Genomic DNA, 24,945 nt, shown 5'->3' with positions numbered 1-24,945 from the left:
GGCCTCAGGGCTGCGCGGCCAGGAAGGCCAGCACCCCGTCCCGGTGCGGCTTGGCGCCGACCGCCGTGGAGTGGTCCTTGCCCTCGATCTCGAGGGCCCGGGCGTCCGGGATCAGGGCGGCGAGGGCCGGCCCAGAGCCCGCGACCGTGTCGAGGGTCCCGACCGAGACCAGGACCGGCACCTCGATCTGCGCGAGCTCGCCCCGGCTGAGCGTCTGGCGCGAGCCGCGCATGCAGGCGGCGAGCGCCCGCAGGTCGCTCCGGGTCTGCTCGGCGAACATCCGGAAGGCCGCCGCCGTGGGGTTGGGCGCGGGCGTCCCGGCGGGCGCCTCCAGGGCCTCGGCGATGCCGGAGGGCAGGCCCTTGCCCTCGATCAGGTGCATCCCGAGGCCGCCGATCAGGGCCGAGCGCACCCGGTCCGCGTGGTCGAGCGCGAGATGCGCGGTGATCCGCCCGCCCATCGAGTACCCCATGACGTGGGCGCGGCCGATCCCGAGATGGTCGAGGAGCCGGACCGCGTCGCCGGCCATCGCCTCGGAGCTGTAGGCGGCCGGATCGTAGAGCTTCTCGCTCTCGCCGTGGCCGCGGTTGTCCAGCGCGATCGCGCGGTAGCCGGCCTGAGTCAGGGCCTTCACCCACTGGGTGTTGACCCAGTTGACCGCGTGGTTCGACGCGAATCCGTGGATCAGCAGGATCGGCTTGCCCGGACCGTCCGCCGGCGGGACGTCGATATAGGCGATCCGCACGCCGTCGGAATTGAAGGACTCCATGCCGCGCAACCTGTGTTCATCAAGCTCGGCCACGGCTTAGACCACCCGGGCGCGCGGGAGCAACGCGGATCGATCCGCTTGCGGGTCGGAGCGCCGGCTGGCAAACCGCCCCGGTCATGACGGACACGCAGCCCTACGGCACCTACGAACCGTCCGGCCTCGTGGCGGCGATCACCCGCCGCACGAACCGGATCCCGGCCGAGTCCTGGTACGGGCGGCGCCTCGCGCTGTTCCTGCGCCGGATCGCGATCGCGCGCCTCGGGGGCAAGCCCCTCGACGTGACCCGCTACGGCGCGCGGATGCGGCTGCACCCGTACAACAACAACTGCGAGAAGAAGGTGCTCTTCACCCCGCAGTTCTTCGACCCGGAGGAGCGGGCGCTGCTGCAGGAGCGCCTGCCGCGGGACTGTGTGTTCCTCGACATCGGCGCCAATGTCGGCGCCTACGCGCTGTGCGTGGCCGCCTTCTCGGGGCCGGGCGCGCGGATCGTCGCGGTCGAGCCGCAGCCGGACGTGTTCGACCGCCTGACCTACAACATCGCCCAGAACCCGTTCCACACCGTCAAGGCGGTCGCCTGCGCGGTGGCCGACAAGGCCGGCGAGCTGACCCTGTTCATCGATCCGCGCAACCGCGGCGAGTCGAGCCTGCGCATCGTCGGCACCAACGAGGGCGCGCGGATCACCGTGCCGGCGGTGACGCTCCTCGACCTGCTGCGCAGCGAGGGCCTCGACCGCGTCGACGCCATCAAGCTCGACGTCGAGGGCGCCGAGGACCTGATCCTGGAACCGTTCCTCCGCGAGGCGCCGGACGCGCTCCTGCCGCGGATCCTGCTGGTCGAGAACGGCACCGGCCAGTGGCAGCTCGACCTGCTGCGGCATCTGGGGCGCTACGGCTACCGCGAGATCGCGCGCTCGCGTCTCAACCTGATGTTCGAGCGCGGCGCCGTCAGGCCGGCGTGATCACCGGGATCTCCTCGGCGATGGCGACGCCCTCCGGCGCGACGGCGCAGCGATAGGCACGGACCGCCACGCCCGCCGCGCGCGCCTCGCGGAACGCCCGGTCGAAGGCGGGATCGATGTCCCGGGCGACGTCGAAGGCCTCGGCCCGCATCTGCACGACGATGACCACCAGCGCGCGACCGCCCTCGGCCACGACCTGGGCCAGGTCGCGCATGTGCCGGGCGCTGCGGGCCGCCTTGCAGTCCGGGAACTCGGCCAGGCCCGCCCGCCGCATCAGGTGGCAGTTCTTGACCTCGACGTGGCATGGCCCCGTAGCCGCGCCGCTCGCGAGGAAGTCGACCCGGCTGGCCGCGGCGTAGCGCACCTCGGGCCTCAGCGCGTCGTGGCCGTCGAGCGCCGCGATCGCGCCGGCCCGGAAGGCCTCGGCCACGAGCGCGTTCGGCCGCATCGTGTTGATGCCGACCCACTGCGCCCCGCCGGGGAGGTCGGCCTCCACCAGCTCCCAGGTGAGCGGCAGCTTGCGCGCGGGGTTGCTCGAGCGCGACAGCAGCACGCGCGCGCCCGGCGTATTGAGCCCGAGCATGGCTCCGGGATTGGGGCAGTGAACGGTGACGCGGCCGTCATCGGTGTCGATATCGGCGAGGAAGCGCTTGTAGCGCTGCACGAGCCGTCCCGGCACCAGCGACGCGGCGAACTGCATGGGATCCTCGGGGTTCACGTAGTCGCGGGCCGCGGTCGCGCTATCTGCCTGCAGGACCCGCCCGACGCCAGAGTTCCATGAACCAGCCTTCCGAATCCGTCACCGCCGCGATCCTCGTCATCGGCGACGAGATCCTCTCGGGTCGCACCAAGGACAAGAACATCGGCACCATCGCCGACTTCCTCACCGCCGCCGGGATCGACCTGCGCGAGGTGCGGATCGTGCCCGACGAGGCGGCCATGATCGTCGAGGCGGTCAACGCCCTGCGCGCCCGCTACACCTACCTGTTCACCACCGGCGGGATCGGCCCGACCCACGACGACATCACCGCCGACTGCGTGGCCGAGGCCTTCGGGGTCGGCATCGACGTCGACGAGCGCGCCCGGGCGATGCTGCTGGAGCGGCACAAACCCGAGGATCTCAACGAGGCCCGCCTGCGCATGGCGCGGATCCCGTTCGGGGCCGACCTGATCGCCAATCCTGTCTCGAAGGCACCGGGCTTCCGCATCGGCAACGTCCACGTGATGGCCGGCGTGCCCAGCATCATGCAGGCCATGCTGGACTCGATCGCCCCGACGCTGACGGGCGGCGCCGCGATGCTGTCCGAGACGATCGAGGCGGCCGGCCTCCCGGAGGGCAGCTACGCGGGCGGCCTCGGCGAGATCGCGAGGGCGCGGCAAGCCGTCTCCATCGGCTCGTACCCGGCGATCACGCCGGAGGGCTTCCGCAACCGGATCGTCGTGCGCAGCCGGGACCCGGAGGCCCTCGCCGAGGCGCGCGGCGCCGTCGAGGCCCTGCTGGCGCGGCTCACGGCCTGACCTGTCCCGTCCGATCGATCGTGTTGCGTAGCGGAGCTGTCGGATGGTGCGGGATAGGGACAAGCGGGCCGACCCCGAGACGCGCCGGGACGAGCTGCTGAAGGAAGTCTCCGAGATCGGCCGGCCCGACGCCTACGTCCTGCACGAGGTCATCCGGCTCGAGGGCGACGAGGAGCTGCGGCGCCACGGCCTCGCGCTGTTCCTCTCGGCCTTCGCGGCCGGGCTCAGCATCGCCCTGTCGCTGATCGTGCCGGGCGTCCTGCGGACCCACCTGCCGGAAACCGACTGGGCCAAGATCGTCGGCTCGATGGGTTACGCGGTCGGGTTCCTGGTCGTCGTCCTGGGGCGCCAGCAGCTCTTCACCGAGAACACCATCACGCCGATCCTGCCGCTCCTGCACGACCGCTCCGTGAAGACGGCGCTCCGCGTCGTCAGGCTCTGGATGATCGTGCTGTCGGGCAACATCCTGGGCACACTCGCGATCGCGACGGTGCTGGCCTATTCGGGCGCCTTCGAGCCGCCGGTCCTCAGGGCCTTCGCGGAGATCAGCCACGACGCCATCGCGCACGGGTTCTGGGCGACCTTCGTCAAGGCCGTCTTCGCCGGATGGATGATCGCCCTGATGGTCTGGTTCCTGCCGGCCACCGCCAGCGCGGCGCCGTTCGTGATCCTCCTGATGACGTGGCTGGTGGCGCTCTGCAGCCTCGCCCACATCGTGGCCGGCTCCGTCGAGGCCTTCTACCTCGTGGTCACGGGCGCCGCGTCGCTGCACGATTACGCGGTGAAGTTCTTCCTGCCGACGCTGCTCGGCAACACGTTCGGCGGCGTGGCGCTGGTGGCGGTGCTGAACTACGGGCAGGTCGCCCCCGAGGTCGAGGAGACCAAGGCGGTCGAGGGCGAGCGTCCGGACTGAGGCCGAGGACTCGGGCCGAGGACCGGGCAGCCGGGCGGCACCGCCCGCCGCCCGCGACGACGGATCCGCGCCGGCCGCCTCAGTCGAGCCGCACCGGCGGGCTGATCAGGTGGTCGAGATCGTCGAGGACCCAGGTCATCGTCCCGCGCAGCGGGCCGTAGAGCCCGATCTGGTGCTGCCGGTAGAGGAGGTCGTGCGTCAGCCGCGCCGAGAGCCCGTTCAGGCGCCCGCCGCCGAACGTGTAGCGGCCGAGCGTGCCCCAGCCGTTGAAATCCGCGAGCGAGACGATCGCGCCCTTCTCGGCATAGCGGAACGGAGGCAGGTCCGCGTCGGGCGCATCCCCGCGGGCCAGCGCGCGGCCGAGATGGCGCGCGAGATGCTGCGCCTGCTGGCGTGCGGCCTGCGCCGTTGCCGGAACGGGGTGGCCGGTCCGGGAGTCGGTGAGGCTGGCGCAGTCGCCGAGGGCGACGATGGCCGGATCCCGGGTCGTGCGCAGGTCCGGGCGGACGACGAGTTGCCCGGCCCGCGAGCGCTCCAGGCCGTCGAGGCCGGCAAGCACGTCCGGCGCCTTGACGCCGGCGGCCCAGACCTTCAGCCCGGCCGGGATGCGGCGGCCGTCCTTCAGGATGAACCCGTCCGCGTCCGCGGCCGTCACCGTCGCGCCGGTCCGGACCTCCACGTCGAGATCCGACAGGGTGCGGGCGGCGGCGCGCGACACCTTCTCGGGGAAGGCCGGCAACAGGCGCGGCCCGCTCTCGATCAGCGTCAGGCGCAGGCGCCCTGGCAGGTCGGGCGAGCCGTAGGCCGCGAAGAGGTTGATGGCGTGCTTGAGCTCGGCGGCCAGCTCGACGCCGGTCGCACCGCCGCCCACGATGGCGATCTCCAGCAGGCCGCCGCCGTCGAGCCGGGCCAGGAGATGGCACCGCAGCTGTTCGTGGAAGTGCTCGGCCTCGGTCAGGTCGTCGATGGTCAGGCAATGCTCGGCCACGCCCGGCGTGCCGAAATCGTTGGCGCGGCTGCCGATGGCGAGCACCAGCAGGTCGTAGGCGCGCTCCACCTCCGGAACCCCCTCCGCGGCCTCGACCGCGAGCCGGACGCGCCTGGCCGCCCGGTCGATGCCCACGAGGGCGCCGGGCTGGAATCGGAAGCCGTTGCGGCGCGCCTGGGCGAAGAGATCCACCTTCTGCCGGTCGGCTCGGGCCGTACCCGCCGCGAAGGTGTGCAGCATCGGCTTCCAGACGTGCGAGAGGCTGCGATCGGCGAGGGTGACGTCGGCCCGGCCGCCGCGTCCGAGGCTGGTCGCCACCTCGATCCCGGCGACGCCGCCGCCGACGATCACGATCCGTGGTCTCTCCGCCATGACGTCTCCGCATCCTCACGGGTCGGGAACGCCGGTCACGGCCTCGATGTTCGCCGCGGCGCGCGCCGATTCCGCCCGGCGTCGGAAGCGCTTCCTGCGCGGCCCGTCGACCATGAAAAAAGCCGCCCGGAGGCGGCTTTCGTGAACGTCGCGCTGCTTGCTGCGTCCGGATCAGGAGCGCATGCGGGTCCGCACCTCGCCGAGGCTCGCGCGGATCAGGTTCTGGGCGGCGTCGCCCTGCATCCGCTCGCGCAGGATCGTCTCCGAGACCTTCACGGCGGCCTCCGCGGCGGCGGCGCGGACCTGAGCCTCGGCCTGGGCTTCCGCTTGGGCGATCTTCGTCTCGGCGGCCTTGGTGCGGCGGGCCAGGAAATCGTCCAGCTTGCGGTGGCCTTCCTCGGCGGCGCGCTGGGCCTCCTCGCGGGCACCGGCGACGATCGACTCGGCCTCCTTCTCGGCCTCGGCGCGGCGGCGCTTGTAGTCGGCCAGCACGGCGGCGGCCTCCTCGCGCAGGCGCTTGGCCTCGTCGAGCTCGTGGCGGACGCGGTTGGCGCGCCCGTCCAGGCCCTTGAGCATCGTCGAGAAGGCGCCGGCCTTCCAGGCGATGCCCATGAAGATGACGAACGCGACGGCGACCCAGAATTCGGCTTCGAGCAGCATCGTGGGATCCCGTCAGTGTGCGGTGGCGTCGAGGGCGCGGTCGAGGCTCGTCCGGTCCGGGGCCTGCCCGGTCAGACGCTCGACGATGGCCGACGCGGCCTCACCCGCGATCGAGCGGACGTTGCCCATGGCGGCCTCGGTCCGCGTGCGGATCGTCGCCTCGGAGGCGGAGAGCTTGGCGTTCAGCTCGTCCTCCAGCGCCTTGCGCTTGGTCTCGGCCTCCGCGGCCAGTTCGTTCCGGGTGGTCTGCGCGATGTCGCGCGCCTTGCCCTGGGCGTCTCGGAGGGCGGTCTCGAAGGCCACGCCGGCGGCATCCGCCTCGGCCTTCATCGCCTGCGCCTGGTCCAGGTCGGCACGCAGGCGCTCGGCGCGGGCGTGCAGGATCGACTGGATCCGCGGCAGCGCGATCTTGTCCATCAGGTAGTAGAGGAGGCCGAAGGCCAGGGCGAGCCAGATCAGCTGCGCCAGGAAGCCCGAGGTCTCGAAGGGCGGGAAGGCGCCGGAATGCGCTTCCGTATGCTCGACATGGCCCGGCACGACCTGCGTGTCGGCGCCCGGGGGCGGCGTGGTGAGGGGATTGGGCTGCGCCATGAGACCGCTACACTGACACCGTTCGCTGAGGCCACCGCCGGCGCGGTGACGGACGAAGGCGGACGCCCCGTCGCGGGAGCGTCCACCCGTTCATCGGGCCGGGGCCCGGGAGGAGACCGCGGGGACCGCGGCCTCCGGCGCCGATCAGACGGCGAAGAGCAGCAGCAGCGCGATCAGCAGCGAGAAGATGCCGAGCGCCTCGGTGAGGGCGAAGCCCAGGAGCAGGGTGGCGCGCTGGCCGTCGGCCGCGGACGGGTTGCGAAGGGCGCCGGCGAGGAACTGACCGAACAGGTTGCCGAGGCCGATGCCCGCACCCGCCATGCCGAGGCAGGCGAGGCCGGCGCCGATGTACTTCGCAGCGACGGGATCCATGGTAACTCCTGAGGTCTCTTCAGATCGAAACGTGCGGTGACGTTTGCGGCGGGTGGAGCCGGCCGATCAGTGGCCGGGGTGAAGGGCGTCGTTGAGGTAGATCGCCGTCAGCGTCGCGAAGACGTAGGCCTGAAGCGCCGCAACGAGGAACTCGAGAGCGGTCAGCGCGATCGTCAGGAACAGCGGGAGCGGCGATAGCACGCTCCAGGCGCCCGCGAGAAGGAGCTGGACCACGAAGAACGCGAAGATCTTCATCGCGATGTGGCCGGCCAGCATGTTGGCGAACAGACGGACCGACAGGCTGATCGGGCGCGAGATGAACGAGATCACCTCGATCGGGACCAGGATCGCGAGGAGCGGCTTCGGCACGCCCGACGGCACGAACAGGCCGAAGAAGTGGGTGCCGTGCTTCATCACGCCGAAGATCACCACGGTGGAGATCACCAGCGCGGCGAGGCCGAAGGTGATGATCAGGTGGCTGGTCACCGCGAAGGCGTAGGGGATCATCCCGAACAGGTTCAGGACGAGCACGAACATGAACAGCGAGAACACGAGCGGCATGAACCGCTTGCCGCCGTCGCCCGTCGCCTGGTGCACGGTGTCGGCGATGAATTCGTAGAAGATCTCGGCCAGCGACTGCATGCGGCCCGGAACGACCGAGCGGGACGCGGTCGCCACGATGGTGATGAGCGCGATCACGCCGACGGCGGCGAACATGTAGAGGGCCGACTGCGTGAACGCGAGCTGCTGGTGGCCGATATGGCCCAGCGACACGAGCGGCTTCAGCTCGAACTGATGGATCGGGTCGATCGTGACCGCCATTCCCGCTTCCGCCCTTCTTGTCCGGCGCGCCGACGGGTGTCGGCCGCCCCACATTCCCCACTGACCGGCGCGCCTTATGGCTCCTGCCGATCGCGCCGTCCCGGACGCGCGCCGGCGAAACCCGACGCCCGCATCACGTTGTAGACCCCCGCGACGAACCCCAGCATCAGGAGGACGATCAGGCCCCAGGGCTTCGTCCCGAAGACATGATCGACGATCCAGCCGAGTATGCCCCCCGCGATCACGCCCGCGACGAACTCCGTGGAGAGCGTCATGGCCTGGCCCAGCGAGGATGGCCCGCCGTCCCGAGGGCGCGTGGAATGACCGGGAGCAGCCTGCGGCCGCTTCCGTTCGATCTGCGTCTCGAGACGTCTGAGCCTCGCGGAGAGTTCGCTGTCCGTCGGCGTCTGCTCGGTCCCTCTCCCATCCCTCGGATCGTCGCCGTTCACGGCTCAAAACTCATCGGGCGGGAGGCTGTGGAACCGGCTGGACACCCCCAGCAAGCGGGGCGCACCATAGTTTCGCCTATCTTGAGTGTCAAGGCGAACCCCATACACCGTAAGTAATTGATTTTAGTTTGGTATTCCAACTTTGTGCGATGCGCCGGAGCCGCGCCGCGCGCGAGGCCCCGGCGGGTCGATCAGGCGCCGATGATCGGCTTGATCACCTTCTCCATCCCCTCGACGGTCATCTCGCCGGTGTAGCGCTCGCCGTTGATGAAGAAGGTCGGGGTCGAATCCACCTTGAAGACGTCGAGGCCGCGCTGCTTCACGGCGTTGACCGCGCTGTAGATCTTCTGGTCCTTCAGGCAGGCCTCGAAGGTCTGCTTGTTGTAGCCCGCCTGCCGGAGCATCTGCTCCAGCGCGTCCACGGGCTTCGGCGTGAAGGCCCAGGCCGCCTGCTGATCGAACAGCAGGTCGGTGATCGGGTAGTACTTGGCATCGCCCTGGCAGCGCGCCAGCATGAAGGCCGCCGTGGCCAGCGGGTCGAGAGGGAATTCGCGCAGCGTGAACCGCACCTTGCCGGTGTCGATGTAGCGCTCCTTCAGGGTCGGCCACGTGGTCCGGTGGAAGGCCGCGCAGTGCGAGCAGGTCATCGAGGCGTACTCGATGATCGTGCACTTGGCGTCCGCCGGGCCGAGCCAGACATCGCCGAGCGGGCCCGGCTGCAGCAGGGCCGCCATCTCGGAATTCTGCGCCCGGGCGGGCCGCCCGAGATACGGCAGGGCGAGGCCGGCGCCGAGGGCGAGGCCGGAGAACTTGAGAGCGTCGCGTCGCGTCGTCATCGGGCAGGCTCCGCCGGATTGATCAGTCGTGGCGTCCGGATGCCGGTACTCGGGCGCGACCGTCCTGGCAAGGTGACCGAATCGACCGTTCACCGCTCCGGGCGCGTCGCCACGGCGGCGGTACCGAGGCGGTCGAGGGCCGCGCGCAGGCCGTCATCGGCGATTCCCGCCACGGCGCGCTTGACCTCGACGGCGGCGGCCGGATCGACCCGCGCGCGGGCGGGCGCCCGGCCGGCGCGCCCGACCCGGTCCTGCTGCAGCACGATCCGGGAGACGCAGGCCCAGCCGTAATGGGCGTTGATCCGCTGGATCACCACCGGTGCGAGATGCTGCAACTCGAGCGCGAAGACGCCCTCGACGCGCACGACCAGCGTGCCGGATTCGGGCGCGGCGGACTCGCTCCGGCGGCGCTTCGGCCATTCCAGCTTGGACGGGCGGCAGTAGCGGGCCAGCCGCTCGCCGACGATCTCCGGCCACGCGGCCAGGATGTCGGTCGAGGCGAAACCCTGCGCCGCGAAGGCCGGCCCGATGCAACTCTCGATCAGTTCGGCCAGCGGTTTGACGCGCGCCATAGTGGTTCCGGCCCCTTGGATCCGCGGAGGTTAGCGCAGGATGGTTGACGAAGGGAGCACGCGCCGGCGCTTTCGCCGCCCTATGATCGCCGCGGCGCTCCGGCTATGCAGCGCGACCCCTGTCGACCCGCCCATGCCGCCTCGCACAGCCACGGATCCTGAAGCCGGTCCCGGACCGCGCGCCGACGACCTGCTCGCCTGGTACGACCGGCATCGGCGGGTGCTGCCCTGGCGGGCGCTCGCCGGCGCAGTCCCCGATCCCTACCGGGTCTGGCTGTCCGAAGTGATGCTGCAGCAGACCACCATCGCGGCGGTGCGGCCGTATTTCGAGCGCTTCCTGACGCGCTTCCCCGACATCTTCGCCCTGGCCGAGGCCCCCGAGGAGGCGGTGATGTCGGCCTGGGCCGGCCTCGGCTACTACTCCCGCGCGCGTAATCTGCACGCCTGCGCGAAGGCGGTCGCGGCGGCCGGCGGCCGCTTCCCCGACACCGCCGAGGGCCTGCGCAAGCTCCCGGGAATCGGCGCCTACACGGCCGGCGCGATCGCCGCGATCGCGTTCGACCGGCCGGAGGCCGCCGTCGACGGCAATGTCGAGCGGGTCCTGAGCCGGGCCTACGCGGTGGAGGCGCCGCTCCCGGGCAGCCGGCCGGAGATCCGCCGCCTGACGCAGGCGCTCGTCCCGCAGCAGCGGCCGGGCGACTTCGCCCAGGCGCTCATGGATCTCGGCGCGACGATCTGCACGCCCAAGCGCCCCGCCTGCGCGCTCTGCCCGTGGATGCGGCCCTGCCGGGCGCGGTCGCTGGGCACGCAGGAGACCTTCCCGCGCAAGATCAGGGTCGCCAAGGGGGCGCTCCGCCGCGGCGCCGCCTTCGTGGCGATCCGCAGCGGCGACGAGGCGGTGCTGCTGCGGACCCGCGCCCCCGAGGGGCTGCTCGGCAACATGGCCGAGCCGCCGGGCAGCGCCTGGGAGCCGGATTACGACGTGGCCGCCGCCCTGCTGGACGCGCCCCTCGACGCGCGTTGGAAGCGGCTCCCGGGCCTCGTCCGCCACGGCTTCACGCATTTTCCCCTGGAGCTGACGGTGTTCGTGGCCCGCGTCGCGCTGGCGACGCCGGCTCCGGCCGGCATGCGCTTCACGCCGCGCGGCGCCCTCGCGGACGAACCGCTGCCCGGCCTCATGCGCAAGGTCCTGGCGCACGCCTTCGACCCGAAGCCGGAGCCCGAGAAGAAGCCGCGCGGGCGCCCGCGGAAGGAACCGCCGCCGATGCCGCTGCTGGCGGCGATGGAGCCACCGGTCTCGATGCCGGATCCGGACCCGCGCCCGCGCGTGCGCGCCGTCCCGAAGCCGCAGCCGAAGGCGGCGCCGGTGCCGCCGCAGGAGACGGACGAACTGTTCGAAGGCGAGGTCGAGCCATCGCCCGCACCGGCGCGGGCCCGGTCATCGCCGCGGCGGCCGGGTCCGGCCCGGAAGCGGTAGCCGACCGTCATCGCGAGCGCAGCGAAGCGACCCAGGGCAGCGCGACATCTGTCTGCGTGCCCCTGCTGGTCTGCTTCGCTCCGCTCGCAGAGACGGTGTGCTGGCTCAGCCGTTGGCCATCGCCTGCCGGAGACCGGCCCGGTAGCTGTCGATCACCACCGGCTTGCCGCCGCGCTCCACGTGCCAGAACGTCCAGCCGTTGCAGGCCGGCAGGCCCTGCACGAGCGCGCCGATCTTGTGGATCGAGCCGATGACGAGGCCGTTGTCGAGCTGGCCGTCCGGGCGCACCGTGGCGCGGAACCGGCGGCGCTCGTCGGTCACGGTCTCGCCGGGGCGGATGTGGCCCGCCTCGATCACCGACAGGAACGGCACCCGCGGCTCGGCGCGCTTGGTCGGCGCCACCATGAGGGCGGCCCTCGACAGGGTCTCCACGGCGGCGATCCGCTCTCGGGCCGCCTCGGCGTAGGTCGCCTCGCGCTCGATGCCGATGAAGCGGCGGCCGAGGCGCTTGGCGACGGCGCCGGTCGTGCCGGTGCCGAAGAACGGGTCGAGCACCACGTCGCCGGGATTGGTCGCCGCGAGCAGCGTCCGGGCGAGCAGAGCCTCGGGCTTCTGGGTCGGGTGGACCTTGCGGCCCTCCGCATCCTTCAGCCGCTCCTCGCCGGTGCAGAGGGGGATGAACCAGTCCGAGCGCATCTGGAGGTCCTCGTTGCCCCCTTTCAGCGCCTCGTAATGGAAGGTGTAGCCCTTCGAGTCGGCCGAGCGCGAGGCCCAGATCAGGGTCTCGTGGGCGTTGGTGAAGCGCTTGCCGCGGAAGTTCGGCATCGGGTTGGCCTTGCGCCAGACGATGTCGTTGAGGATCCAGTAACCGAGATCCTGCAACGCGCTCCCGACCCGGAAGATGTTGTGGTACGACCCGATCACCCAGAGGGTCGCGTTCGGCTTCATCACGCGGCGGCAGGCGGCGAGCCAGTCCCGGGTGAAGGTGTCGTAGGCCTCGAAGGTCGCGAACTTGTCCCAGTCGTCGTCGACCGCGTCGACGCGGCTTTGGTCCGGGCGCAGGAGGCCGGCGTCGCCGAGCTGAAGGTTGTAGGGCGGGTCGGCGAACACGCAGTCGACGCTCGACGCCGGCAAGGCGTTCATGGCCGCGATGCAGTCCCCGACGAGTACCTGGTCGAGGGGCAGAGAACGCTGGGCGGGTACGAGACCCATCCGTGGCGCCGACGCGGGCCGCCCGGCACGCGAGACCTGTTTCCGGGCGACGGCGTCGGCAGCCACGGTACGCGGGGAAGCCATGGCAAACACCGGTTACGCGACTGACCGGCAGACCATGCGCCGGGTACGGTAAAGGTCACGTTGTCGATTTCGCGTCCGGCGCGTCCCGTTCTGGGGCTGCAGATTTTGCCGACCGGGCGCCCGGACAATCCTCCGACAGATTAAGCAACCGTTACTCGGCTGCGCCGCGCCGCCGGGATCAGGCGACAACACTCTATCCCTGCGGGTCGCGCGCGGCCGCGGCAGCCTGTGCTTGGGAAACAGTCGCGCACGACAATCATCGTCGTGCCAGGGGCGCCGGGCGGGTCGCGCTTCCACCTCAGCGGGACGCAGGGTCACGCTCCGCGCAAGTCTTAAGAATAATGTCCTATTTTGCATCCTCCCCGACGGAGGCGAGCAGTTCTTGCTGAATACGCAGAACCACACGCCAATGCATCACCCGCAACAAGAGCGGAAATAAACTGAAATAAGCCGCCATGTAATGGGGATGACCAGCGCGAAATCGGCCAAAATGTGACCCCGACAGCCCGAAAAAGCCTGCCATATTCCGGCCCGTTTCGGGCACGACTGGCGCCGCCCCGACAAAAACAATGGGAATGCGTCGAGAATGTCTTTCGGTTTCGGTAAGCTCGTTGTCTCGCTTGGAATGCTGTCCACCGTCGTCGGAACAAGCCTCCCGGCCGCCGCCCAGAGCGGAGCGGCCTCCTGGTACGGGAGCGGCCATCGCACCGCCAACGGCGAGCGTTTCAACCCCAACGGACTAACCGCCGCCCATCGCAGCCTGCCGTTCGGCACCCGGGTCCGCGTCGAGAACAAGCGGACCGGCCGCTCGATCGTCGTGCGCATCAACGATCGCGGTCCGTTCGTGCGCGGCCGCATCATCGACCTGTCGCGCGGCTCCGCCCGCGCCCTCGGCATGGGCGGCGTCAGCTACGTGTCGCTGCAGGTCGTGCACTGACCCTTCACGGGCATCGAGCGCCCCGGCGCGCCTCCGCCCCGCGCGGGCGGGGCAGCCTCCGGGGCGTTGTCTGCCGGACCCGGACGCACCATCTGCTGCCGGGTTCAGCTCGGATCACCCGCCCATGCCCAAGCCCCTCATCGTCGACATCCCGCACGACCTCGGCCGCGACGAGGCCAAGCGGCGCCTGGAGCACGGCACGGATCAGGCGCGGGCCCTCCTGGCCAAGAGCGGAATCACGGTGGACCAGCTCGCCTGGACGGGCGACCGGCTCGATTTCGGCGTGTCCGCGGTGGCGCAGAAGATCGCCGGCACGATCGACGTGGGCGCGGAGAGCGTGCGCCTCGAGGTGAAGCTGCCGTTCCTCCTCGCCCTGTTCGCCGAGAAGATCCAGAAGGTGGCGAGCAAGGAGGGCAACCTCCTGCTGACGAAGAAGTAGCCCTCCGGAACCGGATCCGCCGCACTCTGTTTCCGCGGGACCGGTGCCGCTGTGCACCACCGGTCTCGCGGAGGATGACGGTGCCCGATTTCACGCTCGCCGACCCGGGGCAGGTCCCCGAGGTGCCGCCGCAGCCGACGCCGGTGCCGGACCGCCCCTACGATCCGCCGCAGGCGCCGACCCAGCCGCCCGGGCCGGAGATCCCCGGGAACACCCCGGCGGAGGCGCCGGGCATCCAGCCGCCCGAGATCCCCGTCAACGATCCGGGCGTGCCCGAGATCAGCCCGCCGACGGGACCGGCCAACCCGATCGCCTGACCGGGCGCCGACCGACGGGGGCGGCTCTGTTTGAACAGGCCGCCCCGCGCTGCCATAAGCCGGCCCATGGCCGCTCCCCCGCTCCTCACCCTCCAGGACGTCGCGCTCACCTTCGGCGGCACGCCGCTGATCACGGGCGCGAGCCTCGCCATCGCGCCGGGCGAGCGCACCTGCCTCGTCGGCCGGAACGGGTCGGGGAAGTCGACGCTCATGAAGATCGCCGCGGGCCTCACGGAGCCCGACCGGGGCCGGCGCTTCGTCCAGCCCGGCACGACGATCCGCTACCTCGCGCAGGAGCCCGATTTCACGGGCTTCGCCACCACCCTGGATTTCGTCGAGGCCGGCCTGCCGCCGGGCGAATCGACCCACCGCGCCCGCTACCTGCTGGAGAGCCTCGGCCTGACCGGCGCGGAGGATCCGAGCAAGCTCTCCGGCGGCGAGGGGCGCCGCACCGCGCTGGCGCAGGCGCTCGCCCCCGAGCCCGACGTGCTGCTCCTCGACGAGCCCACCAACCACCTCGACCTGCCGGCGATCGAGTGGCTCGAGACGGAGCTGAAGGGCACCCGCGCGGCCCTCGTGCTCATCAGCCACGACCGGCGCTTCCTCTCGGCGCTGTCGCGGGCCACGATCTGGCTCGACCGCGGCGAGACCCGCCGGATCGACCAGGGCTTCTCCAGCTTCGAGGCGTGGCGCGACGCCTTCTTCGAGGAAGAGGAGCGGGACCAGCACAAGCTCGACCGCAAGATCGCCGCCGAGGAGCACTGGCTGCGCTACGGCGTCACCGCGCGGCGCAAGCGCAACGTCCGTCGCCTCGGCAACCTGCACGAACTCCGGCAGAACCGCCGCGAGGTGCGCCGCCCCGTGGGCAGCGTCAGCATGCAGGCCTCGGACGCCGAATCTTCCGGGAGCCTCGTCGTCGAGGCCCGGGACATCGCGAAGAGCTACGGCGAGCGCAGGATCGTCGACGGGCTGTCCCTGCGGGTGATGCGGGGCGACCGGCTCGGCATCGTCGGGGCGAACGGTGCGGGCAAGAGTACCCTGATCAACCTGCTGATGGGCCGGCTCGCGCCGGATGCCGGGCAGGTGGTGCTCGGCACCAACCTGCTGCCGGTGGTGCTCGATCAGGCCCGCGCCGTGCTGGAGCCCGGGATGACCGTCACCGACGTGCTGACCGGCGGCCGCGGCGACAGCGTCACGGTGAACGGCCAGAGCCGCCACGTGATCGGCTACCTCAAGGACTTCCTGTTCACGCCCGAGCAGGCGCGCACGCCGGTCTCGGTTCTGTCCGGCGGCGAGCGCAACCGGCTGCTGATCGCCCGCGCCCTGGCCCAGCCGGCCAACCTCCTCGTCCTCGACGAGCCCACCAACGACCTCGACCTCGAGACCCTCGACCTGCTCCAGGAGATGCTGGGCGACTACCAGGGCACGCTGATCCTGGTGAGCCACGACCGCGACTTCCTGGACCGCGTGGCCGGCAGCGTGCTGGTCTCGGAGGGCGCCGGTCGCTGGGTCGAGTATGCCGGCGGCTACAGCGACATGCTGGTCCAGCGCGGCCAGGGCGTCGAGGCGCGGACCGTCGCGCCGAAGGCGAAGGAGTCGCGCGAGCGCGCCGCCGCGCCGGCCGCCCAGCCGTCGGGCAAGCCCAAGCTCGGCTTCAAGGACCAGCACGAATTGAAGACCCTGCCGGCCCGCATCGAGAAGCTGGAGGCGGCGATCGCCCAGCTCCGCACGATCCTCGCCGACCCCGAGCTCTACGCCCGCGACCCGGCCCGGTTCGACAAGGCCTCGACCATGCTGGCCCAGGCCGAGACCGAGCTGTCGCAGGCGGAGGACCGCTGGCTGGAACTGGAGATGCTTCAGGCGGGATGAGACCCGCCGCATCGCGCCGCGAGACGTACCCGACCGGAGATCGCATGACCGCCTATCAGACCCTCGAACAGCGCTTCGCCCGGCTCGCCGCCCTGGAGGGCGCGGCCGGGATCCTCGGATGGGACGCGCAGACGCTGATGCCGGACGGCGCCGCCGAGGCCCGCGGGGACCAGCTCGCGATCCTGCGCGGGCTCGCCCACGGGATGCTCACGGCCCCCGAGGCCGCCGAGGAGCTGGCGGCGGCCGAGCAGGGCGGGGGCCTCGAGCCCTGGCCCGCCGCCAACCTGCGGGAGATGCGCCGCGCCCAGGCCCACGCCACAGCGGTCCCCCGCGACCTCGTCGAGGCCAGCTCCCGCGCCGTGTCCCGCTCGGAGATGGTCTGGCGCGAGGCGCGGCGCGACGCCGACTTTGCCAAGCTCGAACCCCACCTCGCCGAGGTGCTGCGGCTCCAGCGCGAGATCGGCGAGGCGAAGGGCGCGGCCCTCGGCCTCGCCCCCTACGACGCGCTGCTCGACAGCTACGATCCCGGCATGCGCCGGGCGACGATCGACCCGCTCTTCGCGGACCTGACCGACTGGCTGCCGGCCCTGATCGCCCGCGCCCGGGAGATCCAGGCGTCCCGGCCGGCGCCGCTCCCGCTCGCCGGGCCGTTCGACGTGGCGGTGCAGCGCGACCTCGGCCTGAAGCTGATGGAGGCGGTCGGCTTCGACTTCACCCGCGGCCGGCTCGACATCAGCCTGCACCCGTTCTGCGGCGGCGCCACCGACGACGTGCGGATCACGACGCGCTACGACGCGGCCGATTTCGGCCGGGCGCTGATGGGCGTTCTCCACGAGACCGGGCACGCCCTCTACGAGCAGGGCCGGCCGGCGGCGTGGCGCAACCAGCCGGTCGGCGCGGCGCGGGGGATGAGCCTGCACGAGAGCCAGTCGCTCATCGTGGAGATGCAGGCCTGCCGGAGCCGGGAGTTCTTCACCTTCCTGGCGCCGCTCCTGCAGGCGGCGTTCGGGCGGTCCGAGCCCGAATGGTCGCCGGAGAACCTGCACGCGCTCAACACCCGGGTCGCGCCCGGCTTCATCCGGGTGGATGCCGACGAGGCGACCTACCCGGCCCATATCCTGCTGCGCTACCGGCTGGAGACCGCGATGATCGCGGGCGACCTCGCGGTGCGCGACCTGCCGGGGGCGTTCAACGACGGCCTGCGCGACCTCCTCGGGCTCACGGTGCCCGACGACCGGGTCGGCTGCCTCCAAGACATCCACTGGCCGAGCGGGGCGTTCGGCTATTTCCCGACCTACACCCTCGGCGCCCTGGCGGCCGCGCAGCTGTTCCGGGCGGCCCGCGCGGCCGAGCCGGCGCTGCCGGGCTGCCTCGCGCAGGGCGATTTCGGCCCCCTGCGGGACTGGCTCCGCACGCATGTCCACGCGGTGGGGAGCCTGCTCGACACCGACGACCTCCTCACCCGCGCCACCGGGACGAGGCTCGGCACGGCGGCGTTCCGGGCCCATCTGGAGGCGCGTTACCTCGGGGGTGCGGGCGCCTGAGACGCGGTGGCCGGGGAGGGGACGAACGACCCCTCCGCCGGCGACGCCTAGAGCGTCACCACGTCGACGGCGTCGCCGAGCCGGTCGCGAGCGATGTCCGCGACGTGGCGGTGGTGCGTGAACAGGATCGGCTGGACCCGGGCGCCGATCGCCGCGAGCGCATCGAGGCCGTAGCCGGTCCGGGTCTCGTCGAAGGTCGAGAACAGGTCGTCGCCGATGAAGGGGGCCGGCTCGGCGCGGCCGGCGTAATCCTCCAGATAGGCCAGCCGCAGGGCGAGGTAGAGCTGGTCGCGGGTGCCCTCGCTCATGCCCTCGATCCCGACCGTGCCGCCGCCGGCGCGCTGCCCGGCGAGCTTCGGCGTGTCGGCCTCGTCGTAGATCTGCGCCAGACCGGAGAACGCGCCGCCGGTGAGAGCCTGGAACAGCGCGCCCGCCCGGGTGACGAGCGGGTCCTGCTGTCCCGCGCGGTGGCGGGCGACCGCCTGCCCGAGCATCAGCCCGGCGAGCCGCAAGACGGCCCAGGAGCGGGAAGCCGCCTGGAGATCCGCCTCCGCGGCCTTGCGCTCCGCGAGGGCCAGCTCGGCGCCGGTGCCGCCCTCGAGCTCCGCCCGCCGCCGCTCCGCCCGGTCGCGGTCCGCGAAGATGACCTGCCCGCGCTCGGCCTGCTCGTCGGCCTCGAGCGACAGCCGCGCCAGCTCCGCCTCGATCGCCTCCGGCGACACGGTCTCCAGGCCGGCGCGCAACTCGGCCTCCGGAAGCCCGTCCGCCGCGCCCGCGAGCGTGCCGCGGAGCCGCAGGCGCTCGGCGCGCAGCGCTTCCCGCGCGCTGAGGCGGCCGAACAGCCGGTCGATCTCCGGCGTCGGTGCCGCAGCGAGGTCCGGCATCACCTCGGCCACCTGCCGGGCGAGCGTCGCCCGCGCCGCGTCGCGCGAGTCGCAGGCGCCGCGATGGGCGGCCTCGGCCTCGTCGCGGCGGCGGTCGAGCTCGGCGCGGCGCGCCTCGCGGGCCTGCGCGGCGACGAGGCGGCCGTGGAGCGATCGGACCGCGCCGGCGGGCGACACCTCCGCGAGGTCGGGCGCCAGGGCCTCGACCAGGGCGGCGGCGTTGGCTCGGAACGCCTCCATGTCCCGGCGGATCCCCGCCGAGCGGCGCTGCAGGGCGGCCCGCTCCGCCAGCCGGTCGGGCACGCTGCGCCACGCCTCCAGCGCGCCCTCGGCCTCCTCCGGACCGGCCGTGCCGTCGAGGCCGAGGGGCAGCAGCGCCGCCTCCCAGTCGGCCCGCCAGGCGGCGCGGCGGGCGGCGGTCTCCGCGAGGCTCGCCTCCAGCCGCGCGACGGACAGTCCGGCCGCGCGCAGCAGGCCGGCGGTCTGCAGGTTGGCCTCCCAGCGGCTCGCCAGGGCGGCGATCCGCGCTTCGAGACCGTCCAGCGCGGCGGCGATCTCGAGGTCCGGCGCGGCGTCGAGGCCGGCGCGGCTGCGCAGGTCGGACAACGGCGCCCGCGCGGCCTCGATCCGCGCCAGGAGGCGGTCCGCCTCGATCCGCTGCGCGGCGAGGCGCTGCTCGGCCTCGATCAGGCTCTCCACCTCGGCGAGCCAGGCCGCCATCTCGGCCGGGGGACCGGGCACGAGCCCGGCGGGCCGCCACGCCTCGCGCCACGCCGCCTCGCCCGCCGCGATCTCCGCGGCGAGACCGGCGAGGACGTCGTCGGCTCGCGCGGCCTCCGCCTCCTCGGCGGCGAGCCGTTCCAGGTCGGCCGCGTGGGCGGCGACCCGGGCGGCGTCGGAGGCGCGCTCGTCCGCGACGCGGTCGGCCTCGAGGAGCGCGCGCTCGAAGGCCGCGACCTCGGCGACGGCGGCCGCCCGGCCGGCCGCGAGGGCGTCGCGCAGCGGCGCGAACGCCGCGTCGCGGGTTGACCGCAGGGCGTCGAGCCGCTCCCGGGTGGCGACGGGCCGGCCGGCCTCGCGCTCGCGCAGCCGTGCCCGGGTGACCGCGACCTGCCGGCGGGCCGCGTCGCACCGGTCGGCGGCCCGTTCGTGCTCGCGGGTCTTCGCCTCGAGGCCCTGACGGTAGCGCGCGACCGTGTCGGGGGCGGGCAGGGGCGTCCGCACGAGGGCGGCGAGGTCGGGCACCGGCGGCGACAGCCGCTCGGCCTGGTTGCGCAGCAGCGCCGCCTCCCGGCGGATCGCGCCGTCGAGGGTGTCGCGGGCGGCGATCCACTCGTGCAGTCGGGCGAGGGGCTTCAGCGCCTCCCGGAGCGGGGTCGGATCCCGGGCCGCGTCGGCCGCCTCCACCTCGCGGGCGAGGCGTTCCTGCTCGGCGCGGGCGGCGGCGAGATCGCGGGCGATCTGCTCCTCGGCGGCCGCCAGGGTCCGGCCGTCGCGGATCAGCCGCTCGGTCCGCGCCCGCGCGGCGTCCGGGGGCTGGCGGGCCTCGAGCGCGGCGAGGTCGGGCACGCCGATCCGGGCGCGCAGCCGCTCCAGATCCAGCCCGACCTTGTGGGCGTCGCCCTCGATGCGGGGCAGGTCGGTGCCGCCCTTCTCGAACTCCCTTGTGCCGCTGAACGCCGCCAGGATCTCGTCCGCCCGATGGGTCAGCCCCGGCTCGACCGGCACCGATTCGGCCTCGCCGCGGGCCCGGTCGCGCGCGGTCTCGGCCCGCTCCGCCTCGGCGTCCGCGGCGCGGCACGCGTCCAGGGCCGCCCCCAGGCGGGCGATCCAGGCGGGATCCGCGTCGACGAGGTCGGTCTCGGCGGCGATGCGCCGCTCGAGCGCGTCGATCTCGGCGATGATCGGGCGGACGCGCTTGAACCGTTCAAGCCGCGCGCGCGCGACCGCGCCGGCCTTCTGCTCGGACCGGAGCGCCTCGAGCTGCGCGGCCGCCGCGGCGATCTCGTCGTTCAGGGCGCGCCAGTCGCCGGCGCGCAGGCCCCGCTCGCGGATCGCCCGCCGGGCCGTCTCGTGGCGCTCCAGCGCCTGGTAGAAGGTCCGGTGCTTGGCCTGGCGCGGGGCGAAGATGGCGTCGGCCTCCGCGTCGAGCGTCGTCTGCAGCTCCGTGAGGCCGCGCAGGCCCGAGCCCGCCGCGAACAGGCTCGCGCCGACCTCGCCCTCCACGTCGACCATCTCGCGGCCCCCGGCCCGGAGGCTCGCCGCGTCGAGTCCGAAGGCCCGGCAGAACACCGTCCGGGACAGGCCGCCGAGGAACGGCGCCAGCGCGTCGTCGGCGAGCGGCGCGTCGTCGGCGTCGATGAGGGTACGGCTGTTGCCCTTCCGGCGGCGGAAGGACAGCCGGCGGCCGTCGGCGGCGGCGATCTCCGCGCCGAGGCGCAGCTGCGGCATGTCGTGCAGGAAGGCGTAGGGCGTCGTCTTCCCGAAGCCGAACAGCAGGTCGGTGACCGCCGCCAGCGCGGTGCTCTTGCCGGCCTCGTTGGCGCCCAGCACGACGTGCAGGCGCGCGTCTGGCCGGAACGCGACGGTGCGGTCCGTGAAGGCGCCGTAGCGCTCCAGGGCGAGGCGGATCAGGCGCATCGGGGGTCCATGGGCGCGCGCCTCAGCAGTGCCGGCCGCCGAGGCGCCCGAGGACGAGGGCCTCGGCCTCGGCGCAGAGCGCGTCGAACTCCGCGTCGAGGTCGGCCTCGGCGGCGGCCGTCCCGGGCATCCGGCCGCCGATCTCGGCCAGCGCCGCCTTCGCCCGGGCGCGGAACTCGGGGTCGCGGTCGAGGTCGGCGAGCAGGGCCGCGGGGTCGATGGCGGCGCCGGTCGGCTCCGCCGCGGCGCGCGGGCGGCGGGTCTCGATCTTCAGGCGCTCCAGCCAGATGTCCTCGTGCAGCCGGTGCGCGGCCGCCTGGATCTCGGCCGTCAGGGACTCGCGATCGGCCGCGAGGGCGTCGTGGGCCCGGGTCGTCCCGGCGAGGTGGACGCGGACCAGGAGCAGCCGGCGCGCCGCGATCCCGGCCAGGGGCCTCAGTGCTGCCTCGACGGCCTCGACGGCGCCGCGCGCGTCGGCCACCGCCGCGAGGTCGACCGTGATCTGCTCGAATCGCGCCCGGTCGAGGGGCAGGCGGCTGACGCCGGTCACCCGACCGTCGGCGACGTCGACCACGACGGCGCCCTTCTCGCCGCACTCGCGCACGCTCCGGCCCTGGAGATTGCCGGGGAACACGATCCAGGGATCCCGGGACAGCTCCGCGTACTCGTGGATGTGGCCCAGCGCCCAGTACTCGTAGCCCCGGGCCGCGAGGTCGGCGACCGAGCAGGGGGCGTAGGTCTCGTGGGCGGCGTGGCCGGTGCAGGAGGTGTGCAGGACCCCGAGGTTGAACCAGCCCGGCACGGCGGCCGGGTAGGTGAGCGAGAGGTTCTCCTCCACCGCCCGGCCCTGGAAGCTGCGGCCGTGGACCGCGACGCGGAGCGCGTCGAGGCGCAGGGTGCCGGCGCGGGCGGTCGGGAAGACGTGGACGGATTCCGGCAGCGTGATCGAGCGCGTGATGACGCTCTCGGCGTCGTGGTTGCCGCGCACGAGGATCGTCCGGATACCGGCGCGGTCGAGGCGGGCGACCTGCCGGGCGAAGAACAGGCCGATCGTGGTGTCGGCCCAGTCGCCGTCGTAGACGTCACCCGCGACAACCACGAAGGCGACCGACCGCTCGATCGCCTGGGTCACCAGATCCTCGAAGGCCTGCCGGCTCGCCGCGGCGAGGCGCCGGGCCAGTTCCGCGTCGCGCGCGGCGAGGCCCGACAGCGGGCTGCCGAGATGCAGGTCGGCGGCATGGATGAAGCTGAACGCCGTCATGGCCTCCGGACGGGATCGGTGGGATGGCGGCGCGCGGCACTCCGCGGAGCGGCCGGCGTCGCCCTGCCGGCTCTTAGGCCGCCGACCGGGTCCGCCTCAAGCGGCGCCCGGCGATGGGCTGTGGGGCGCCCAGGTCGGACCGCGCCGGCGCCGACCGCGGCGCGCCCGCGCCCGGCGCGCATGCGGTCGAACGTCCCGGCTCCGGGCGCGTTAGAGCGTGGCGGTGGCGGGAGCGCCGCGCGTTGAGGTACGAGACCGGCCCGATGAATCCTGCTGCACGCCCGGCCCGCTCCAACACCGCACCGTCACCCGTCACGCCGATCCGCCCCGCCGAGCGGCCGCACCAGCCCTTCAAGATCGTGAGCTGGAACCTGCTGCGGCGCACCGGCGCGGCGGTGGACGACGTCGCCGCCCTCGTGGCGCAGGAGAAGCCCGACCTGCTGCTGATGCAGGAGGCGACCCGCGCCATCGGCTTCCTGCTGGACCGGATCGGCGGCCACTACGCCTGGGCGCCCCTGCCGGGCCGGATCCACGGGCTCGCCATGTGGAGCCCGAAGCCCTGGGCGGCGCCGCCCCGGGTCATCGCGCTCCCCTCCGGCGCCCTCGTGCACCGGGTCTGCCAGATCCTCGATCTCGGCGAGTTCGGCGTGGCCAACGTCCACCTGTCGCACGGACAGATGCTGAACCGGCGCCAGCTGCGGCGCATCGTCAGCGAGCTGCCGCCGCGAGCGGCCGTGCTCGGCGACTACAATATCGTCGGCCCGGCGCTGATCCCGGGCTTCCGCGACGTCGGACCGCGGCAATCGACCCACGCGATGGTCGAGGTGCTGCCGCTGCGGCTCGACCGCTGCCTCGCCCGCGGGCTCGTCTGCCACGCGCACGCGGTGCTGCCGCGGGGACGCTCCGATCACCGGCCGATCGTCGTCCATCTCGGCCCAGCGCCGGAGGCGCACGCCCCCGCCCGGTTCAAAGGTATGGCAGCAGCAGTCGCACGCCTGCGTCGCGCAGACGGATCGGCAGGCCGCGCGCGGCGAGATCCTCCCGGCTGAGCCGCGCCTCCATCTTGCCGCGCATGAACCGGTCGAGGTCGGCGGCGAGGTCGGCGTCGATGATCTCGACGTTCAGCTCGAAATTGAGCCGGAAGCTGCGCATGTCCCAGTTGGCGCTGCCGACGAAGCACCAGATGTCGTCGACCACCATCGCCTTGGAATGGTCGAAAGGCGGCTCGTCGAGCCAGACGTTCACGCCGGCCCGCAGCAGCGGGTCGAGATGCGCCCGGGTCGCCCAGTCGATGTAGGGATGGTCGCTGACCCGCGGGATGATCACGTCGACGGTGATGCCCCGGGTCGCGGCCTGGGCCAGGGCGCCGGTCACCAGCTCGTCGGGCAGGAAGTAGGGCGTCACGAAGCGCACCGACCGGCGCGCGCAGGCGAGCGCCTGGAGGATGACCTGCTCGATCTTCTCGACGTCCGCGTCCGGGCCGGAGGTCACCGCCCGGGCGACGCTCGGTCCGCAGGGCTCGAGGTCGACGAACCACCGGGGGCCGTCGAGGATCTCGCCGTCCACGAAGGCCCAGTCGGCCGCGAACGCGGCGGCGAGCTGCTCGACCACGGGGCCGGTCATCCGGAAATGGGTGTCGCGGATCGGGTGCTCGGGCTTCAGGGCGACGCGGTTCGGGTGCGAGATGTTGAGGCCGCCGGTGAAGGCGATCCGCCCGTCGACGATCAGCAGCTTCTTGTGCGAGCGCAGATTCAGGAACGGCATCCGCCAGGGGAGGGCGGAGTGCATGAACAGGGCGGCCGGCACCCCGGCGGCCGTCAGGCGGTGGTAGACCGGCGCGCGGAAATAGCCGCCGCCGATCCCGTCGATGATGACGCGGACCTGCACGCCCCGGGCCTTCGCCTCAACGAGGGCGTCGCAGAACTCGCGGCCGGTGGCGTCGTCCCGGAAGATGTAGCTCGACAGGCCGATGCTGGACCGCGCCTCGCGGATCGCCGCCAGCATCACCGGATAGCCGGCGTCGCCGTTGCGGAACATCTGCACGGTGTTGCCCGCGAAGGCCGGCAGGCTCGTGATCCGCCGGATGGCCCGGTCGAGGGGCCAGAGCGCCTCCGGCACCACGGCGTCGTCGGTGTCGGGCAGCTGCGTCGCGTCGGACGGCTTGGTCCGCAGCCGCCGCGCGCGGCGCGAGACCCGGTTGATGCCGAAGGTCAGGTACAGGGCGGTCCCGAAGATCGGCGACAGCCACGCGAGCCCGATCCAGCCCACCGCCACGCTGACCCGGCGCTTGCGCAGCAGGGCGTGCAGGGTGACGCCGATCGCCAGCGCGAAGCCGATCAGAGCCTCGACATCCGACCGCATCAGGGCGGTCGACTGGACCCAGCGGGTGATCGCGTTTTCCAAGGTGAGGCTATCCGGGTTCGCGTCGGGAGGCGCCGGATCGACCTGAAGCGCATGCGG

At 72.8% G+C, this 24,945-nt stretch carries 24 protein-coding genes; 10 read left to right on the top strand and 14 right to left on the bottom strand.

Annotated features, from left to right (window positions below; genetic code table 11):
• Positions 1-4: 4 nt before the first annotated feature.
• Entirely contained in the window at positions 5-769 is a 765-nt protein-coding gene (locus tag BM419_RS03740) for an alpha/beta fold hydrolase (RefSeq protein WP_056525246.1), read from the bottom strand.
• 116 nt (positions 770-885) lie between these two features.
• Between BM419_RS03740 and BM419_RS03735 the strand changes: the two genes are divergently transcribed.
• Entirely contained in the window at positions 886-1,728 is an 843-nt protein-coding gene (locus BM419_RS03735) for an FkbM family methyltransferase (RefSeq protein WP_020093401.1), read from the top strand.
• Here BM419_RS03735 and sfsA read toward each other — a convergent pair.
• The gene (gene sfsA / locus BM419_RS03730) at positions 1,715-2,428 is read right to left on the bottom strand and encodes a DNA/RNA nuclease SfsA (protein WP_091924979.1); all 714 of its coding nucleotides are present in this window, start codon (positions 2,426-2,428) and stop codon (positions 1,715-1,717) included. The two genes, BM419_RS03735 and sfsA, sit on opposite strands and share 14 nt — an antisense overlap.
• Positions 2,429-2,505: 77 nt before the next feature.
• On the opposite strand from sfsA, the gene BM419_RS03725 reads away from it, so the two are divergent.
• Positions 2,506-3,246, top strand: coding sequence for a competence/damage-inducible protein A (locus BM419_RS03725; RefSeq protein WP_056525250.1), 741 nt, complete (start codon positions 2,506-2,508; stop codon positions 3,244-3,246).
• 43 nt (positions 3,247-3,289) lie between these two features.
• On the top strand, positions 3,290-4,159 hold the full coding sequence (locus tag BM419_RS03720; protein ID WP_056525253.1) for a formate/nitrite transporter family protein: 870 nt from the start codon (positions 3,290-3,292) through the stop codon (positions 4,157-4,159).
• Positions 4,160-4,238: 79 nt separating this feature from the next.
• Here the strand turns inward: BM419_RS03720 and BM419_RS03715 are convergent, their stop codons facing one another.
• From BM419_RS03715 to BM419_RS03680, 8 genes are all read right to left on the bottom strand, one after another.
• Entirely contained in the window at positions 4,239-5,519 is a 1,281-nt protein-coding gene (locus BM419_RS03715; RefSeq protein WP_056525256.1) for an NAD(P)/FAD-dependent oxidoreductase, read from the bottom strand.
• 171 nt (positions 5,520-5,690) lie between these two features.
• The gene (locus BM419_RS03710; RefSeq protein ID WP_170855147.1) at positions 5,691-6,176 is read right to left on the bottom strand and encodes a F0F1 ATP synthase subunit B family protein; all 486 of its coding nucleotides are present in this window, start codon (positions 6,174-6,176) and stop codon (positions 5,691-5,693) included.
• Between the two features lie 15 nt (positions 6,177-6,191).
• On the bottom strand, positions 6,192-6,770 hold the full coding sequence (locus BM419_RS03705) for a F0F1 ATP synthase subunit B family protein (RefSeq protein ID WP_020093395.1): 579 nt from the start codon (positions 6,768-6,770) through the stop codon (positions 6,192-6,194).
• A gap of 144 nt (positions 6,771-6,914) precedes the next feature.
• Complete coding sequence (locus BM419_RS03700) at positions 6,915-7,142, bottom strand: F0F1 ATP synthase subunit C (protein WP_007566773.1); 228 nt, start codon at positions 7,140-7,142, stop codon at positions 6,915-6,917.
• A gap of 66 nt (positions 7,143-7,208) precedes the next feature.
• Positions 7,209-7,964 (bottom strand): F0F1 ATP synthase subunit A, encoded by a 756-nt coding sequence (locus BM419_RS03695; RefSeq protein ID WP_020093394.1) that lies wholly within the window; start codon positions 7,962-7,964, stop codon positions 7,209-7,211.
• A 74-nt stretch (positions 7,965-8,038) separates the two neighbouring features.
• Positions 8,039-8,413: an AtpZ/AtpI family protein gene (locus tag BM419_RS03690; RefSeq protein WP_056525259.1), complete on the bottom strand. Its 375-nt coding sequence runs from the start codon at positions 8,411-8,413 to the stop codon at positions 8,039-8,041.
• Between the two features lie 191 nt (positions 8,414-8,604).
• Positions 8,605-9,249, bottom strand: a complete 645-nt coding sequence (locus BM419_RS03685; protein WP_020093392.1) for a DsbA family protein — start codon at positions 9,247-9,249, stop codon at positions 8,605-8,607.
• Positions 9,250-9,338: 89 nt separating this feature from the next.
• A complete protein-coding gene (locus BM419_RS03680) occupies positions 9,339-9,821 on the bottom strand; it encodes a DUF721 domain-containing protein (protein WP_056525262.1) in 483 nt (160 codons plus the stop codon).
• Between the two features lie 133 nt (positions 9,822-9,954).
• On the opposite strand from BM419_RS03680, the gene mutY reads away from it, so the two are divergent.
• Positions 9,955-11,298: an A/G-specific adenine glycosylase gene (mutY, locus tag BM419_RS03675; RefSeq protein WP_091925013.1), complete on the top strand. Its 1,344-nt coding sequence runs from the start codon at positions 9,955-9,957 to the stop codon at positions 11,296-11,298.
• Between the two features lie 105 nt (positions 11,299-11,403).
• Here mutY and BM419_RS03670 read toward each other — a convergent pair whose 3' ends face one another.
• Positions 11,404-12,594 carry a site-specific DNA-methyltransferase gene (locus BM419_RS03670; protein ID WP_280141568.1) on the bottom strand — a complete coding sequence of 397 codons (1,191 nt, stop codon included), beginning with the start codon at positions 12,592-12,594 and terminating at the stop codon, positions 11,404-11,406.
• 586 nt (positions 12,595-13,180) lie between these two features.
• On the opposite strand from BM419_RS03670, the gene BM419_RS03665 reads away from it, so the two are divergent.
• From BM419_RS03665 to BM419_RS03645, 5 genes are all read left to right on the top strand, one after another.
• Positions 13,181-13,531 (top strand): septal ring lytic transglycosylase RlpA family protein, encoded by a 351-nt coding sequence (locus BM419_RS03665; protein WP_020093388.1) that lies wholly within the window; start codon positions 13,181-13,183, stop codon positions 13,529-13,531.
• Between the two features lie 124 nt (positions 13,532-13,655).
• On the top strand, positions 13,656-13,970 hold the full coding sequence (locus BM419_RS03660) for a polyhydroxyalkanoic acid system family protein (protein ID WP_020093387.1): 315 nt from the start codon (positions 13,656-13,658) through the stop codon (positions 13,968-13,970).
• 80 nt (positions 13,971-14,050) lie between these two features.
• Positions 14,051-14,287, top strand: coding sequence for a hypothetical protein (locus tag BM419_RS03655; protein ID WP_026604965.1), 237 nt, complete (start codon positions 14,051-14,053; stop codon positions 14,285-14,287).
• Between the two features lie 66 nt (positions 14,288-14,353).
• Positions 14,354-16,156 carry an ATP-binding cassette domain-containing protein gene (locus BM419_RS03650; protein ID WP_056525268.1) on the top strand — a complete coding sequence of 601 codons (1,803 nt, stop codon included), beginning with the start codon at positions 14,354-14,356 and terminating at the stop codon, positions 16,154-16,156.
• A gap of 44 nt (positions 16,157-16,200) precedes the next feature.
• Positions 16,201-17,700: a carboxypeptidase M32 gene (locus tag BM419_RS03645; protein WP_056525271.1), complete on the top strand. Its 1,500-nt coding sequence runs from the start codon at positions 16,201-16,203 to the stop codon at positions 17,698-17,700.
• Between the two features lie 47 nt (positions 17,701-17,747).
• On the opposite strand, the gene BM419_RS03640 is transcribed toward BM419_RS03645, so the two are convergent.
• Both BM419_RS03640 and BM419_RS03635 read right to left on the bottom strand, forming a co-directional pair.
• Positions 17,748-21,224 carry an ATP-binding protein gene (locus BM419_RS03640; RefSeq protein ID WP_056525274.1) on the bottom strand — a complete coding sequence of 1,159 codons (3,477 nt, stop codon included), beginning with the start codon at positions 21,222-21,224 and terminating at the stop codon, positions 17,748-17,750.
• Positions 21,225-21,246: 22 nt separating this feature from the next.
• Entirely contained in the window at positions 21,247-22,485 is a 1,239-nt protein-coding gene (locus BM419_RS03635) for a metallophosphoesterase family protein (RefSeq protein WP_056525277.1), read from the bottom strand.
• 263 nt (positions 22,486-22,748) lie between these two features.
• On the opposite strand from BM419_RS03635, the gene BM419_RS03630 reads away from it, so the two are divergent.
• The gene (locus tag BM419_RS03630; protein ID WP_175556264.1) at positions 22,749-23,534 is read left to right on the top strand and encodes an endonuclease/exonuclease/phosphatase family protein; all 786 of its coding nucleotides are present in this window, start codon (positions 22,749-22,751) and stop codon (positions 23,532-23,534) included.
• Here the strand turns inward: BM419_RS03630 and BM419_RS03625 are convergent.
• Positions 23,452-24,888, bottom strand: coding sequence for a phospholipase D-like domain-containing protein (locus BM419_RS03625; RefSeq protein ID WP_056525280.1), 1,437 nt, complete (start codon positions 24,886-24,888; stop codon positions 23,452-23,454). The two genes, BM419_RS03630 and BM419_RS03625, sit on opposite strands and share 83 nt — an antisense overlap.
• Positions 24,889-24,945: the final 57 nt, after the last annotated feature.

It is taken from the genome of Methylobacterium sp. yr668, assembly GCF_900116245.1.
GTDB lineage: Bacteria > Pseudomonadota > Alphaproteobacteria > Rhizobiales > Beijerinckiaceae > Methylobacterium.
The sequence above is the reverse complement of the archived record's forward strand: the minus strand, read 5'-3'. Positions and strand labels throughout refer to the sequence as shown.